We start from the raw sequence: 14,252 nt of genomic DNA on the forward strand, positions 1-14,252 counted from the left end.
CACCAACAGCCGCTGGGAGGGATGACGTGGCAGCACAGGTGCGGGAACTGAAGGACCGTGAACGATCGGTCCGCAAGACCCAGAAGATCACCAAGGCGCAGGAGCTCATCGCGACCTCGCGCATCGGCAAGGCGCAGGCGGCGGTCCGGGCTTCCAAGCCCTACTCCAACCTGATGACGTCCGTGCTGTCGGCACTGGCGTCGGCGGCCACCCTGGACCATCCGCTGCTCAACGAGCGGCCGGAGTCCAAGCGGGCCGGGATCCTGCTCATCACCTCCGACCGCGGTCTGTGCGGTGGTTACAACTCCAACGCGATCAAGACCGCCGAGGAGCTCAGCTCGCTGCTGCGGTCGCAGGGCAAGACACCGGTGTACTTCATCATCGGGCGGAAGGGCTTCGGCTACTACACCTTCCGCGAGCGCCCGGTCGCCGCGCACTGGCAGGGCTTCTCCGAACGGCCCAGCTTCGCCGACGCGGAGCGGGCGGCCAGGACCGTCCTCGACGCGTTCCTGGTCGGTTCCGACGGGACCACCGAGTCGGGCGAGGCCGGCATCGACGAGCTGCACGTTGTCTCCACGCAGTTCCACTCGATGATCTCGCAGGTGCCGCACGCCTCCCGGGTCGCCCCGCTGGAGGTCGAGTACGTCGACGAGCTCTCCGACGAGAGCGGCCGGGCGAGCGGCCCGGCGCCGGCCTACGAGTTCGAGCCGGCGGCCTCGGAGCTGCTGGACGAGATGTTGCCGCGGTACGTCAACAGCCGGATCTACGCCGCGCTGCTGGATTCGGCGGCCAGTGAGTCCGCCGCCCGTCGGCAGGCCTGCAAGTCGGCCACCGACAACGCGAACGCGATCATCAAGCGTCTCAACCGGGAAGCCAACCAGGCCCGGCAGGCGCTGATCACCCAGGAGCTGACGGAGATCGTCGGCGGCGTCGACGCGCTCGCCGCATCAGGAAAAGAAGAGTGAGGACGTCATGACTGCCGCTACCGCCACCGCCACCGGCCGGGTGGTCCGGGTCATCGGGCCCGTGGTCGACATCGAGTTCCCCCGGGGCACCATCCCCGAGCTGTTCAACGCGCTCTACGCCGACGTCAGCGGCCTGGGTGACCAGCGCCGGTTGACGCTCGAGGTCGCGCTGCACCTCGGTGACGGCATCGTCCGGGCGATCTCCATGCAGCCCACCGACGGCCTGACCCGTGGCACCGACGTGGTCAACTCCGGTGCGCCGATCTCGGTCCCCGTCGGCGACATCGTCAAGGGGCACGTGTTCAACGCCCTGGGCGCCTGCCTCGACGAGCCGGGAGCGACGGACAGCGCCGAGCGCTGGCCCATCTACCGCAAGCCGCCGAGCTTCGACCAGCTCGAGGGCAAGACCAAGCAGCTGGTCACCGGCATCAAGGTCATCGACCTGCTGACCCCGTACGTCGAGGGCGGCAAGATCGGTCTGTTCGGTGGAGCCGGCGTCGGCAAGACCGTGCTCATCCAGGAGATGATCACCCGTGTCGCCAAGAACTTCGGTGGTACGTCGGTGTTCGCCGGTGTCGGCGAGCGCACCCGTGAGGGCAACGACCTCTTCACCGAGATGACCGAGTCCGGCGTCATCAACGACACCGCGCTCGTCTTCGGCCAGATGGACGAGCCGCCGGGAACGCGTATGCGGGTGGCGCTGTCGGCGTTGACGATGGCGGAATACTTCCGCGACGTGCAGAACCAGGACGTCCTGCTCTTCATCGACAACATCTTCCGGTTCACCCAGGCCGGTTCCGAGGTGTCCACGCTGCTCGGCCGGATGCCGTCCGCGGTGGGGTACCAGCCGACGCTGGCGGACGAGATGGGCGAGTTGCAGGAGCGCATCACCTCCACGCACGGCAAGTCGATCACCTCGCTGCAGGCCATCTACGTGCCCGCCGACGACTACACCGACCCCGCGCCGGCGACGACCTTCGCCCACCTGGACGCCACCACCGAGCTCGCCCGCTCCATCACCGAGAAGGGCATCTACCCGGCGGTGGACCCGCTGTCGTCGACCTCCCGAATCCTGGATCCGCAGTACGTCGGTGAGGAGCACTACCGGGTGGCCCGCCAGGTCATCCAGATCCTGCAGAAGTACAAGGAGCTGCAGGACATCATCGCCATCCTCGGCATGGACGAGCTGTCCGAGGAGGACAAGCTCACCGTCGGGCGTGCCCGCCGCATGGAGCGCTTCCTCGGCCAGAACTTCTTCGTGGCGAAGCAGTTCACCGGCCAGGACGGTTCGTACGTGGACATCGAGGAGACGATCGCGGCGTTCGCCGGGATCGCCAAGGGCGACTACGACCACATCCCCGAGCAGGCGTTCCTGAACGTGGGTGGGCTCGACGACGTCCAGGCCAAGGCCAAGGCGCTGCAGTCCTGATCCGACGGGGACCTCGGTCCCCGTGATTCGACTCGCGGCCGGAGCTCGCTCCGGCCGCGGGTAACATCTGCCCGAGAAGCACGACCGAGAAGGTGAGCGGAGCACGCATGGCCGAGATGAACGTGGAGCTGGTGGCGGTCGAGCGCCAGGTCTGGTCAGGGACGGCCACGAGTGTCATCGTCCGCACCGTCGAGGGTGACGTCGGCATCCTCCCCGGCCACGCGCCGTTGCTGGCGCAGCTGAAGGAGGGCTTCTCGGCGCGCATCGTGCTCGAGGGCGGCGAGGAGCTGGGCGTCGCCCTGCACGGTGGCTTCCTGTCGGTGACCAAGGACAGGGTGTCCATCCTGGCCGAGGACGCCCAGTTGGCCAGCGAGATCGACGTCGCGGCCGCCCAGTCCGACTACGCCGACGCGGAGCGTCGCGCGAACGGCGAGGAAACCGCCGACCTCCTGCGAGCACGCGCACAGCTGCTCGCCGCGGGACACAGCGTCTGAGAGACCGCGTCATGGGCAGCCTGCAGATCGGTGCACTCGTCGTGCTGATCCTTGCTGTGCTCGTGATCGTCCACGTCGCCGTACGACGACAGTTGCTGTCGCGGTCCGGTGCCGTGGACATGTGTTGGCGCGACCGGTTGGCCGACGACGGAACGGGCTGGTACCTCGGCGTCGGCAAGTTCGACGGAGCCGACCTCTACCTGTACCGCTCGTTCTCCGTCCTCCCGATGCCCAACCGCAGGCTGCACCGCGCCGACCTCTCGCTCGGGCCGCGGCGGCCGCCGGCCCCCGCCGAGAAGGACCTGCTCCCCGGCGGCGCAGTGATCAGCCGGTGTCAGGCGGGGAACCACGAGTTCGAACTCGCCATGAGCGCCGACGCCGTCACCGGGCTCTCCGCCTGGCTGGAGTCGATGCCCCCCAGCAACCGCAGCACCGGACGGCTCCGCCGCACCGGCTGAGCCTCAGCGCTCGCCGCCCGGCACCCACAGCACGTCCCCCTCGGGGTTGGCCACCCGCCCGAGGATGAACAACAGATCCGACAGCCGGTTGAGGTACCTCCCGGTGAGCGCACTGGTGCGCTCCGGATCCTCGTCCAGCAAGGCCCACGCCGACCGCTCCGCGCGACGGGCGACCGTGCGGGCCTGATGCAACAGAGCCCCCGCGGGCGTTCCGCCGGGCAGGATGAACGACGTCAGCGCGGGCAGTCCGGCGTTGAACTCGTCGCACGCCGCCTCCAACCGGTCGACGTAGTCCTGGGTGATCCGCAGCGGCGGGTACGCGGGCTCCGGCACGATCGGTGTGGCCAGGTCGGCGCCGAGGTCGAACAGCTCGTTCTGGATCCGGCGGAGGACCGCGGCGACCTCGGGCGCGGGGGACCCGAGGGTCAGGACCAGCCCCACGACCGCGTTCGTCTCGTCGCAGTCGGCGTAGGCGACCAGCCGCGCGTCGGTCTTCGGCACCCGGGAGAAGTCCGCCAGACCGGTGGTGCCGTCATCCCCCGTCCGGGTGTAGATCTTGGTCAGGTGCACGCTCATGGTGCGAGCGTAGGCCGCCCGGCAGTGCCCGTCGGGCCCGGTCGACCCCGATACAGTTCCCCCGTGGATCAATTCGTCGTCAGTGGAGGAGCCCGGCTCCGTGGTGTCGTGCAGGTGGCCGGGGCCAAGAACAGTGTCCTGAAGCTGATGGCGGCGGCGTTGCTCGCCGAAGGCACCACGGTGCTGACCAACTGCCCGGCCATCGAGGACCTGCCCCTGATGGCCGATGTGCTGCGCGGGCTCGGCTGCACGGTGGCCATCGAGGGCGACGTGGTCACCATCGACACCCCGGCGGAGCTGTCGCACGTGGCCGATTTCCCGGCGGTCAGCCGGCTGCGGGCGTCGGTGGCCGTCCTGGGTCCGTTGATGGGGCGTCTGCGGCAGGCGCGCGTCGCGCTGCCCGGCGGCGACGCCATCGGCAACCGGCCGCTGGACATGCACCAGAACGGGCTCCGCCTGCTCGGTGCCACCATGACCATCGAGCACGGTCACGTCGTCGGGTCGGCGAGCGAGTTGCGCGGAGCCCAGATCGAGCTCGAGTTCCCCAGTGTCGGTGCGACCGAGAACCTGTTGATGGCGGCCTGTCTCGCCCGCGGCGTGACGGTGATCGAGAACGCGGCGCGGGAGCCGGAGATCGTCGACCTCGCGGTGATGTTGACATCGATGGGCGCCCGGATCACCGGCGCCGGGACCAGCACCGTGACCATCGAGGGTGTCCGGGGGCTCACGCCGACCACCCACCGGACGGTCGGCGACCGCGTGGTGGGCGGCACCTGGGCCTACGCGGCCGCCATCACCCGCGGCGACATCACCGTGCACGGCGTCAACCCCGCGCACCTGGCGGCGCCGTTGGAGCGCTTGGTGCGGGCGGGCGCGCGGATCACCTCCGGGGAGGACTGGTTCACCGTGGTGATGGACCGTCGGCCCCGGGCGGTCGATTTCATCACGCTGCCGTTCCCCGGCTTCCCGACCGACCTGCAGCCCATCGCCCTCGCGCTGGCCGCGGTCGCCGACGGGCACTCCTTCGTCACCGAGAACGTGTTCGAGGCGCGGTTCAAGTTCCTCGACGAGCTGGTGCGGATGGGCGCCGACGCGCGCACCGACGGTCATCACGCCTCGTTGAACGGACGCGAGACGCTGTCCAGCGCACCGGTCTGGGCGACGGACATCCGCGCCGGCGCGGGGTTGGTGCTCGCCGGCCTGGTGGCCGACGGGGACACCGTCGTCAACGACGCCTGGCACATCGACCGCGGCTACCCGCGGTTCGTCGAGGACCTGGTCTCGCTCGGGGCCACGGTCGTCCGGCGGGCGGCGCCGGAACGCTGAGGCCGGCACGAACGTGCCGGTGCCGGGGTGGCGGTCCGGGATTGTCCGGACGCCGGGTCGCGGCGGAGCGTGCGCTGGGGCTGGAGCTCTCGACCGGCGGGGGTGCGGCGTGGGTGTCCGGATGCCGGGTGCGGCGTGGGCGTGCCGATGGGGCGCAGTGAGCGTTCGACCGCAGATGTTTCGGGTGCGGCGTGGGCGTGCCGATGGTCGTGCAGTGAGCGTTCGACCGCCGGTTCTCCGGGTGCGGCGCGGGTGTCCGGATCCTGGGTGGGCGCGAACGTGCCAGTGGTCGTGCAGTGAGCGTTCGACCGTCGGGGGCAGCGTGAGTGTCCACCTACCGGGCGGCGGAAGCGTGCTGATGCTGCGCGCCGAGCGTTCGACCGTCGGGGGCAGCGTGAGTGTCCACCTACCGGGCGGCGGAGACGTGCTGATGCTGCGCAGCGAGCGTTCGACCGTCGGGGGCAGCGTGAGTGTCCACCTACCGGGCGGCGGAAGCGTGCTAGTGCTGCGCGCCGAGCGTTCGACCGTCGGGGGCAGCGTGAGTGTCCATCTACCGGGCGGCGGAAGCGTGCTGATGCTGCGCGCCGAGCGTTCGACCGTCGGGCGAGGCTGTGGCGTTGAACCGCCGCGCACCGAATGGGCAAGTCCGACCGCCTGCGCATGGCGCGACCGCAGTGCGCGGCACCGCGGTCGGTCAGGCGCGCGTCCAGCGGCCGGTGGCGATCGGCTTGCCGCCGCACGCCGTCGCGCCGATCACCGGCCCTGGTCGGTGCGTCAGCCGCACGATCTCGTCCCGGCCGTCGACGCGGGCGCTGACCAGGAAGGTGGCGTCGTCGTCGCCGTCCTTCCCCGCGTTCCCGTCCCGGTCGTCGTGCACGGTGATGGTGCCGATCGCGCCGACCGGCGCGGGCCCGAGCTCGGCGCGCCAGAGCGCTTCGGCGACCTGGGCCGGCGGCGACAGGTCGGCGCGGCCGCGCAGTCCGTCCGGATGCACCAGGCCGTCCCGCGCGGCGCGGGCGACGGCGACCGCGCGGTCCGGGTCCAGCCAGGCGTAGGCGTAGCCCCACGGCAGGACCAGCATCGTGGGTGCGTAGCGGTGACCTCCGAGATGGCTGATCTCCACGACGCTCGGCGTCCCGCCCGGGTCGTCCAGTGCATCGTGCAGGGCGGCGGCGAGGTCCCGTCCCTTCAGCGCGCAGCAGCGGTCCCGGGAACCGTTGGTGCACACGGCGAAGAGCGGTCCGGCGGCGACAGCCGGTGCGGTCGCGAGGTCGGACAGCTCGACGGCGCTGGGCGTGGCCACCGTCGGGCGCAGGAAGCTCGCGGGCCCGGTCCGGCCCACCCACCGCACGCGGGAGCCGGCGCTTCCGGCGCGACCGACCGGCCGGATCGCGAACGGTCGTAGTCCGGGCGTCGCGGCGCCGGTGGGCGAGGCCCGGCCGTACACCGCGGACACGGCGTCGTCGGCGGCCTCCCGACCGAAGCCCGCCGGGTGTTCGATCAGGACGAACGTGCGGAAGGCCGCGGCCGAGCCGCGGGGATCGTCGTCGACAGCCGCGTCCGCGTCGGAACACAGCGGCATCACGGGCGGGGTGGGCAGTGTCGGCGGGACGGGCACAGGAGGCGGAGGCACGGACACCATCCTGCCGGTAGGGTTCTGCGGGTGCGTCTGGTCATTGCCCGTTGTTCCGTGGACTACGTCGGACGTCTCACCGCCCATCTGGGCGAGGCGACGCGGCTGCTGCTCATCAAGGCGGACGGCTCGGTGTCGGTCCACGCCGACGACCGCGCCTACAAGCCGTTGAACTGGATGAGCCCGCCGTGCTGGCTCACCGAGGAGAGCCCCGAGCTGTGGCGGGTGCAGAACAAGGCCGGTGAACAGCTCGTCATCACCCTGCACGAGGTGCTGCACGACACCCGGCACGAACTCGGTGTCGACCCGGGCCTGGTCAAGGACGGCGTCGAGGCCCACCTGCAGGAACTGCTCGCCGATCAGGTGCACCTGCTCGGAGAGGGCTTCACGATGGTGCGCCGCGAGTATCCGACGCCGATCGGGCCGGTGGACCTGCTGTGTCGCGACGCCGGCAACCGGGTCGTCGCGGTCGAGATCAAGCGCCGTGGCGAGATCGACGGCGTCGAGCAGTTGACCCGCTACCTGGAACTGCTGGGTCGCGATCCACTGCTGACCGGCATCACCGGCATCTTCGCCGCCCAGCAGATCAAGCCGCAGGCCCGCACGCTCGCCGAGGACCGCGGTATCCGGTGCGTGGTGCTGGACTACGAGGCGATGCGCGGGTTGGTCCGGGACGACGTCCTGTTCTGAACGCCCGGCGCCTTTCACCGTGAGCGCAACCGTGGCGTCCGGGGCGGGTGACGCGCTCCGCTAGCCTTGCCGGTAGCCGGTCCGTCGGGGCCGGGACAGTTGCTGATGTGCTTTTGGAGGCCTTCACCGTGGACGTCAGGATCGGTGTCTCGGACACCGCACGTGAGCTCGTGGTCAATTCGGCCTCGCAGCCGGACGAGATCGAGGCTCAGGTGGTCGCGGCGTTCGCCGATGCCACGTCGACCTTGACCCTGGTCGACGAGAAGGGCCGTCGTGTGCTGATCCCGGCGGCGAAGATCGCCTACGTCGAGATCGCGCCGGCGGACGGCCGCCGCGTCGGATTCATGCTCGCCGATTGAGTTCACTCGTTCCGCCACGACCGCACGTCCCGCCGGGACGTGCGGTCGTGGCGTTTCCGGGCGTGGACGTGGCAGCGACCGCGCATGGCCGGCCGGGTGATCTGCGGTGTCCGGTGTCCGGTGTTCGGCTGTCGGGCACTGATGTGGGACCACGGTGGTCGTGGTCGGTGCTCGAGGCGGGCGTTGTCGGCCCGGTGGGATCGGGGATTGTGTCGGCAGGTGGCCCGGGCCGACCGCCCGCGCCCGGATCGACGGCGGGCCGACCGGGCCTGAGCGGGCTGACCCGCGTGCCTGGATTGATGGCGGTCCGACCGGGCCGCGCGGGGCCGACCCGCGCGTACCCGGGTCCACGGTGGGCCGACCGGTCGTGAGCGGGCTGACCCGCGTGCCTGGGTTGATGGCGGGCCGACTGGGACTGCCCGGCCGACCGCGCCTCCCTGGGCCGATCGCGCGTGCCTGGGCCGATCGCGCGTGCCCGAATCGACGGCGCGCCGACCGGGCCCGCCCGGGGCCGACCTGCGTGCCCGGACCGATCGCGCGTGCCCGGATTGACGGCGGGCCGACTGGGCCTGCCTGGGCCGACCCGCCTGCCTGGGTTGATGGCGGGCCGACCGCGCCTCCCTGGGCCGACCGCGCGTGCCCGGACCGACCGCGCGTGCCCGGATTGACGGTGGGCCGATCGGGCCTGCCCCGGCCGACCCGCCTGGCTGGGTTGATGGCCCCATAGGGCTTGCCGGGGGCCGACCGTCTGTGCCCGGATCGACAGTGGGCCGACCGGGCCTGCCCGGGTCGACCAAACTGCCTGTATTGCTGGTGGGCCGACCGTGCCCGCCCGGGGGCGGACCCGCCTGCCCGGACCGATGGCGGGCCGACAAGGAGCGCCGAATCAGTGCGGCTGGCGGGGGAAGCGGGAAATGCCCCGCCACGCCAGGGTGTGCACCAGCTCCACCGCTTCGGTCAGCGGAACAACCGACTTCTGCGCGAGCCAGTACCGGGCGCTGACCTGGGAGACGCCGACGAGACCGGCGGCGAGCAGCCGCCCGCGGGCCTGGTCGACCCCGGTGTCGTTGATGATGGGTTCGGCGATCGCTTCGATGCAGCCCTGGGTCATGACCTCGACGATGCGGTTGACCTCGGGGTTGCCGGACAGGTCGGACTCGAAGACGAGGCGGTGCACCTGGTCGGTGCCACCCACGAAGTCGAAGATCGCCTCGACCGCACGGTGCACCCGGACGTCGTTGTCGTCGGTGGACGCGATGGCGGTACGGACCTGGCGGACCAGATCGTCGGCGGCCTGGTCTACGAGCGCGATGTACAGCTCGAGCTTGGACGGGAAATGCTGGTAGAGCACGGGTTTGGAGACGCCGGCACGCTCGGCGATGTCGTCCATGGCGGCGGCGTGGTAACCCTGATCGACGAAGGCGGCACGGGCTGCGGTGAGCAGCTGAGCACGCCGGACGGCACGGCTGAGCCGCGGAGTCTGCGTGCCTGTCGCGTCCGTCATCACTCCCCGTTCCTGTCTGCCGGCTGACTCTATCGTCGGCGGTCCGTCGAGCACACCGCTTTCACGCCGCGTCCGCGGCGGGCTCGAGCGGGGACCGGCCGGTGTGGTCGCCACGGAGCGTCACGCGGCGGGCCAGATCGGCCGGCGCGATGTCCGGGAGCATGCCCGTGGTGGCGGCGCGATGTCGTCGCGGTGCATCGGGGACCACGGCACCGGGCGTGCCGAGGTCGTACGGGTGCCGCGACGCGGACCCGGGGCCGGTTGCGGGGACCGACTCGGCAACGCCGGGGCTGACGACCCGTGCGGGCGGCAGCACCCGTCGGTCGTCGGGGCGTGCGTCGGTGGCGTCGAACTCCGGTGTCGCGGTCGGCAGGCGGTGAGGAGCGTGTGCGGGTGGGCGCGGGCGGCCTCCGCCGGCTACAGGGGGCACCCGGAAGCAGCATCCGCAGGCCCCCGCGCCGTCGAGCGGGGCGGCGTCGGGCTGGTTCGCGGCGGGCCAGGATGTCGCCGAACGCGAGCCGCTACGGCTACGCGGACGTGGGTGTCAGCGCCGGTCGGAACGATGATCAGCCGGTCGACCAGTTCCGTGTCGGACCGGGGGAGTGACGAGGATCCCGCCGGCCCCTCCGTCGATACGGGTCCACGGCTGGTCGGGGTCGAGGCAGTGACCCCCCGCTGGTCGGGGGAGCGCGGCACGGCACGGCAGCCCAGCCGGGAATGGCAACGGTCGGTGTACTGGCCGGTGGTGACGGCCGACGTCGGCGGGACCGGTCGGCCGTCGGCCCATCCGGCAAGATGGAACGGTGACCAGGCCCATCGCGTTCTCCGGACCAACTCCCCGGGACGAGCTGGCGGCGTGGACGACGGCGGCTCTCGGGCCGGAGCTGGCGACGGCGGCGTTACCCATGTCGGCGCTGCCCTGGCCGGGTGAGTCGGTGGTCCCGGGCGGTGGTGACGACGAACAGGCGGTGTTCGTCCGTACGACCCGCTCGGAGCGCCGGCCGCTGCCGACGGATGAGGCGTTCTACGTCCACGGGCTGGCGGGAGCCGCCGCGAACTGGACGGCGCTGGCCGGGCTGCTGTCGTCGCTGGCGACCGGGTACGCACCGGACCTGCCGGGCAGTGGCCGGTCGGATCCGCCCCGACAGGGTGACTACTCCGTGGCCGAGCAGGTCCGGGTGCTGGCGGCGCTGATCCGCGACACGGCGCGCGGACCGGTGCATCTCGTGGGCAACTCGCTCGGCGGGTTCCTCAGCACGATGCTCGCCGCCCGGCACCCGGAGCTGTTCCGTTCGCTGACCTTGATCTCACCGGCGGTGCCGGACTTCCGGTTGACGCGCGACCGGGGAGCGGACTCGCGGTTGGCCGCGTTGCTGGCGCCGGGACTCGGACGGCTGGTGGAGCCCCGGATGGCGGGCATCCCTGCCGAACAACGCGTGCGCGGCATGGTCGAGGTCTGCTTCGGCGATCCCTCCGCAGTGAGTGAAGCGGACAGCGTCGCGGCTGCCGTGGAGTACGCCTGGCGCGCCGATCTGCCCTGGGGACAACGGGCGGTGCTCGAACAGTTGCGGGAGCTGATCAAGGCCTACGTCACCCCCAGACACCGCTCGTACTGGGCGTCCGCCGCGCAGGTGCGGATCCCCACGCTGGTCGTGTGGGGAACCCGGGACCGGCTCGTCGATGTCCGGCTCGCGGAGCGGACCGCGGCAGCCTTCCCGGACAGTCGCATGCTGGTGCTCGCCGGGGTCGGTCACGTCGCCCAGATGGAGGCTCCGGTACCGGTGGCCCGGGCAATGGCAGCGCTGTGGTCCGAATCCCGCCAATGACCCCGGCGTACTGACGCTGGGTAGGCACGGGTGTGCAGGGTGCCACCTTCGGGCGCGGCGCAGGGGACGTCCGCAGGCCCTGTGGCACGCTACGCAGCGTGAGCAGCTCCGGTCCCGACCGTCCCCGCACGAGCGGGTCGGCGCGGCAGCCGACCGGCGACGGGTCAGCGCCGCGACCGACAACTGAGCCCGATGGGTGGACACCTCCCCGTCCGAACGCACCGCGCGGCGGGCGGGCCACGCCGACGCCGCCGGATCGCGACGCGGCGAGCGCCGGCGTCCCGCGGTACGCCCCGCCGTCGAGTTTCGATCAGCGCGATCGTGCCGACCGTGGACGCCCGGCACCTCCGTCGCCCGGCCGGGCCGCTGACGGTCGCACCCGTGGGATCTCCGACGCGGTGGACCGGGCTGATCTCGGCCGGCCGTCTGGGCCGGCGTCACGCTGGCGTACGCGAGGCGAATCGGTCGTCGCCGCGAGTGCCCGCCCTGTCGATCGCAGCGCACTGTGGGACGACGGCCGCGACCCGCGGCGGCCCCGACGTCCGGTGGGTACCGATCCCCGTCGGGCAGCGGGCGGGCCCGAGCGACCTCCAGGGTCCGGTCGTCCCGGTGCCGGTGGGCCGCGCGACGACAGTCCGGCGGCGGATCGCCGTAACAGTCGTCCGCGTCCACCCGTGGGGCCCGCGGCGCCGGCAGGCGGTTGGGGGTCGCGCCTCCACCGGCGCTACGGCTGGCGCCTTGTCGCCGCACCGTTCCTTGCTGCGCTGACGGTGATCACCGTCGTGCTGATCGCCCGCACTCCGGACGCCGCCGCCCCGGCGGGTCCACAGGTGGCCGGTGTGCTGCCGGCGTCGGAGTCGGCCACGTCCGTGGCGCCGTTGCCCGGCGTCCCCCGGGCGCCGTCCGGTACCACCGACGGCGTTTCGCCGGGGACTGCGGCCACCGGTACCGAGGCCGTGCCACCACCGGTCGCCGCCCCGACGAACGAGCCGACATCGTCGTCCGCCGAGGCGGTCCCGTCGTCGGTACCGACGGATCCCGGCGAGGTCCTCCCGCCGAACCTGGCCGTCGGTGCGTTGCCGGCGGGCGAGCCGTTCGCCGTCGCCGGCGACGGCTCCTACCGCATCGTGGGTGGCGCCGGTCCCCAGGCGGGTTCCTCGCCCACCGTGGTGCGATACACGGTGGAGATCGAGAACGGTGTCACCCCCACGGAGGGCGACGAGGCCTTCGCGCAGTTCGTCGAACGCACGCTCGCCGATCCCCGGAGCTGGACGACCGTCAAGGGGGTGTCGCTGCAGCGCGTCGACGCCGGTACCGCCGATCCGGACTTCCGGGTCACGCTGACCAGCCAGCAGACGGTGCGCGGCATGTGCGGATTCAGTGTGCCGTTGGAGTCCTCGTGTTACACCCGCGCCCAGGGGCGGGTCGTCATCAACGACGCCCGGTGGGTGCGCGGGGCGCTCACCTACGGCGGCGATCTGACGGCGTACCGGGAGTACGCGGTGAACCACGAGGTGGGCCACGCGCTGGGCTACGGGCACCAACCGTGCGGGGAGAACACCGCCCTGGCGCCGGTGATGATGCAGCAGTCGTGGAGCGCGTCGAACGACGCACTCGCCGGCATCAACGGATCCACCCCGGCCGACGGGAAGGCATGTGCCGCCAATCCGTGGCCGGACCCCGCCGGCGCTGAGCAGGCTGCCGCCCCCACCGGTTGACCACTTGCAGAGTGCCGTGAGCCGTCCGTACCCGGGTCCTCCGGCGGCGGGGGCAGACTTGACGGCATGACCCCTGCCGCCCCCCGGATCCCGCCCCTGGTGGAACCCGGCCCGCCACTCTCCCGCGCGGAACTCGACCGCTACTCCCGCCACGTGCTGCTGCCCGACGTCGGAGCTGTCGGCCAGCGTCGACTGCGTGCCGCGCGGGTCGCCGTCATCGGAGCCGGGGGACTCGGATCGCCGATCCTGACCTACCTGACCGCAGCGGGTGTCGGGACGATCGGCGTCGTGGATTTCGATGTCGTCGAGGAGAGCAATCTGCAGCGGCAGACCGTGCACGGCGTCGAGGACGTCGGACGGGCGAAGGTCGAGTCCGCCGTCGCGGCGGTCCGGCGGATCGACCCGACCGTGGACATCCGGGCCATCCCGGTGCGGTTGACAGCCGACAACGCGCTGAGCGTCTTGTCCGGCTACGACCTCGTTCTCGACGGGACCGACAACTTCGCGACCCGATACCTCGTCAACGACGTCTGTGTGCTGCTGGGCATCCCCTGTGTCTGGGGGTCGGTGTTCCGCTTCGAGGGCCAGGTCAGCGTGTTCTGGGCGGCACGCGGTCCGCAGTACCGGGACCTGTTCCCGACGCCACCGCCGCCCGGGAGCGTCCCGTCCTGTGGTGAGGGCGGGGTGTTGGGCGTGGTCTGCGCCGTCGTCGGGTCGTTGATGGCCACCGAAGCGGTCAAGCTGATCTGTGGGGTCGGAGAGCCTTTGCTCGGGCGGGTGTTGACCTATGACGCGTTGCGTGCCGGCTTCCGGACGCTGACCGTGCGCCCGGATCCCGCAGCGGTGCCGGTCACGGGTCTCGTCGACTACGACCAGTGGTGCGGCTCGCCGGCCGCCGGGCCGGAAGCTGTGGAGGCTGCGGAGTTGTCGGCGGCTGAGCTCGACATCCTGAGGTCCGGGAGTGAGGTGATCACCGTGGTCGACGTCCGGGAGCCGTCCGAACATCACCTGGGGCTGATCCCAGGTTCGCTCGGGATCCCGCTGGCTCGGGTGACCGACGAGGACTCGCTGGCTGTGCTGCGGGCGGCCGCGGACTCGGGACGGATCGTCGTGTACTGCGCGTCGGGGGTCCGCTCCGCGCGGGCGGTCGTCGCGCTCACCGACCGGGGCGTACCCGCCGCCGGGCTCACGGGTGGGTTCACGGCGTGGACCCGGTCCGGTGGCGCGGTGGTCGGACCGGACGCCGTGGCGACGCGGGCCTGAGTGCAGCCGGT

General features: G+C 71.8%; 13 protein-coding genes. 10 read left to right on the top strand and 3 right to left on the bottom strand.

The window, feature by feature from the left end:
• Nucleotides 1–26: 26 nt before the first annotated feature.
• From DB033_RS03500 to DB033_RS03515, 4 genes are all read left to right on the top strand, one after another.
• Nucleotides 27–965, top strand: a complete 939-nt coding sequence (locus tag DB033_RS03500; protein WP_111765473.1) for a F0F1 ATP synthase subunit gamma — start codon at nucleotides 27–29, stop codon at nucleotides 963–965.
• Between the two features lie 7 nt (nucleotides 966–972).
• Nucleotides 973–2,394 (top strand): F0F1 ATP synthase subunit beta, encoded by a 1,422-nt coding sequence (atpD, locus tag DB033_RS03505; RefSeq protein WP_111765474.1) that lies wholly within the window; start codon nucleotides 973–975, stop codon nucleotides 2,392–2,394.
• Between the two features lie 107 nt (nucleotides 2,395–2,501).
• On the top strand, nucleotides 2,502–2,888 hold the full coding sequence (locus tag DB033_RS03510) for a F0F1 ATP synthase subunit epsilon (protein WP_111765475.1): 387 nt from the start codon (nucleotides 2,502–2,504) through the stop codon (nucleotides 2,886–2,888).
• Between the two features lie 11 nt (nucleotides 2,889–2,899).
• Nucleotides 2,900–3,346, top strand: a complete 447-nt coding sequence (locus DB033_RS03515) for a DUF2550 domain-containing protein (RefSeq protein WP_111765476.1) — start codon at nucleotides 2,900–2,902, stop codon at nucleotides 3,344–3,346.
• A 3-nt stretch (nucleotides 3,347–3,349) separates the two neighbouring features.
• On the opposite strand, the gene DB033_RS03520 is transcribed toward DB033_RS03515, so the two are convergent.
• The gene (locus DB033_RS03520; protein WP_111765477.1) at nucleotides 3,350–3,922 is read right to left on the bottom strand and encodes a cob(I)yrinic acid a,c-diamide adenosyltransferase; all 573 of its coding nucleotides are present in this window, start codon (nucleotides 3,920–3,922) and stop codon (nucleotides 3,350–3,352) included.
• Nucleotides 3,923–3,985: 63 nt separating this feature from the next.
• Here DB033_RS03520 and murA point away from each other — a divergent pair, with 63 nt between their 5' ends.
• Nucleotides 3,986–5,248 carry a UDP-N-acetylglucosamine 1-carboxyvinyltransferase gene (gene murA, locus DB033_RS03525; protein ID WP_111765478.1) on the top strand — a complete coding sequence of 421 codons (1,263 nt, stop codon included), beginning with the start codon at nucleotides 3,986–3,988 and terminating at the stop codon, nucleotides 5,246–5,248.
• 694 nt (nucleotides 5,249–5,942) lie between these two features.
• On the opposite strand, the gene DB033_RS03530 is transcribed toward murA, so the two are convergent.
• Nucleotides 5,943–6,881, bottom strand: a complete 939-nt coding sequence (locus tag DB033_RS03530; protein WP_157970487.1) for a sucrase ferredoxin — start codon at nucleotides 6,879–6,881, stop codon at nucleotides 5,943–5,945.
• A gap of 30 nt (nucleotides 6,882–6,911) precedes the next feature.
• Here DB033_RS03530 and nucS point away from each other — a divergent pair, with 30 nt between their 5' ends.
• Nucleotides 6,912–7,571 (top strand): endonuclease NucS, encoded by a 660-nt coding sequence (gene nucS / locus DB033_RS03535; RefSeq protein WP_111765479.1) that lies wholly within the window; start codon nucleotides 6,912–6,914, stop codon nucleotides 7,569–7,571.
• 107 nt (nucleotides 7,572–7,678) lie between these two features.
• The gene (locus DB033_RS03540; protein ID WP_240615715.1) at nucleotides 7,679–7,930 is read left to right on the top strand and encodes a DUF3107 domain-containing protein; all 252 of its coding nucleotides are present in this window, start codon (nucleotides 7,679–7,681) and stop codon (nucleotides 7,928–7,930) included.
• Nucleotides 7,931–8,816: 886 nt separating this feature from the next.
• On the opposite strand, the gene DB033_RS03545 is transcribed toward DB033_RS03540, so the two are convergent.
• Entirely contained in the window at nucleotides 8,817–9,434 is a 618-nt protein-coding gene (locus tag DB033_RS03545; RefSeq protein ID WP_111765480.1) for a TetR/AcrR family transcriptional regulator, read from the bottom strand.
• A 968-nt stretch (nucleotides 9,435–10,402) separates the two neighbouring features.
• On the opposite strand from DB033_RS03545, the gene DB033_RS03555 reads away from it, so the two are divergent.
• The 3 genes from DB033_RS03555 (at nucleotide 10,403) to moeB (ending at nucleotide 14,241) form a co-directional block, all read left to right on the top strand.
• Nucleotides 10,403–11,260, top strand: a complete 858-nt coding sequence (locus DB033_RS03555) for an alpha/beta fold hydrolase (protein ID WP_420814045.1) — start codon at nucleotides 10,403–10,405, stop codon at nucleotides 11,258–11,260.
• A gap of 770 nt (nucleotides 11,261–12,030) precedes the next feature.
• Nucleotides 12,031–12,978 (top strand): DUF3152 domain-containing protein, encoded by a 948-nt coding sequence (locus DB033_RS03560; RefSeq protein WP_111765483.1) that lies wholly within the window; start codon nucleotides 12,031–12,033, stop codon nucleotides 12,976–12,978.
• 66 nt (nucleotides 12,979–13,044) lie between these two features.
• The gene (moeB, locus tag DB033_RS03565) at nucleotides 13,045–14,241 is read left to right on the top strand and encodes a molybdopterin-synthase adenylyltransferase MoeB (RefSeq protein ID WP_111765484.1); all 1,197 of its coding nucleotides are present in this window, start codon (nucleotides 13,045–13,047) and stop codon (nucleotides 14,239–14,241) included.
• Nucleotides 14,242–14,252: the final 11 nt, after the last annotated feature.

This window comes from Nakamurella deserti (assembly GCF_003260015.1).
Classification (GTDB): Bacteria; Actinomycetota; Actinomycetes; order Mycobacteriales; family Nakamurellaceae; genus Nakamurella; species Nakamurella deserti.

What these genes read in the sequence shown, in the direction of transcription:
- atpD (WP_111765474.1), top strand. Translation starts at nt 973, where the DNA reads ATGACTGCCGCTACCGCCACCGCCACCGGCCGGGTGGTCCGGGTCATC.
- DB033_RS03510 (WP_111765475.1), top strand. Translation starts at nt 2,502, where the DNA reads ATGGCCGAGATGAACGTGGAGCTGGTGGCGGTCGAGCGCCAGGTCTGG.
- DB033_RS03515 (WP_111765476.1), top strand. Translation starts at nt 2,900, where the DNA reads ATGGGCAGCCTGCAGATCGGTGCACTCGTCGTGCTGATCCTTGCTGTG.
- DB033_RS03520 (WP_111765477.1), bottom strand. Translation starts at nt 3,922, where the DNA reads ATGAGCGTGCACCTGACCAAGATCTACACCCGGACGGGGGATGACGGC.
- DB033_RS03545 (WP_111765480.1), bottom strand. Translation starts at nt 9,434, where the DNA reads ATGACGGACGCGACAGGCACGCAGACTCCGCGGCTCAGCCGTGCCGTC.
- moeB (WP_111765484.1), top strand. Translation starts at nt 13,045, where the DNA reads ATGACCCCTGCCGCCCCCCGGATCCCGCCCCTGGTGGAACCCGGCCCG.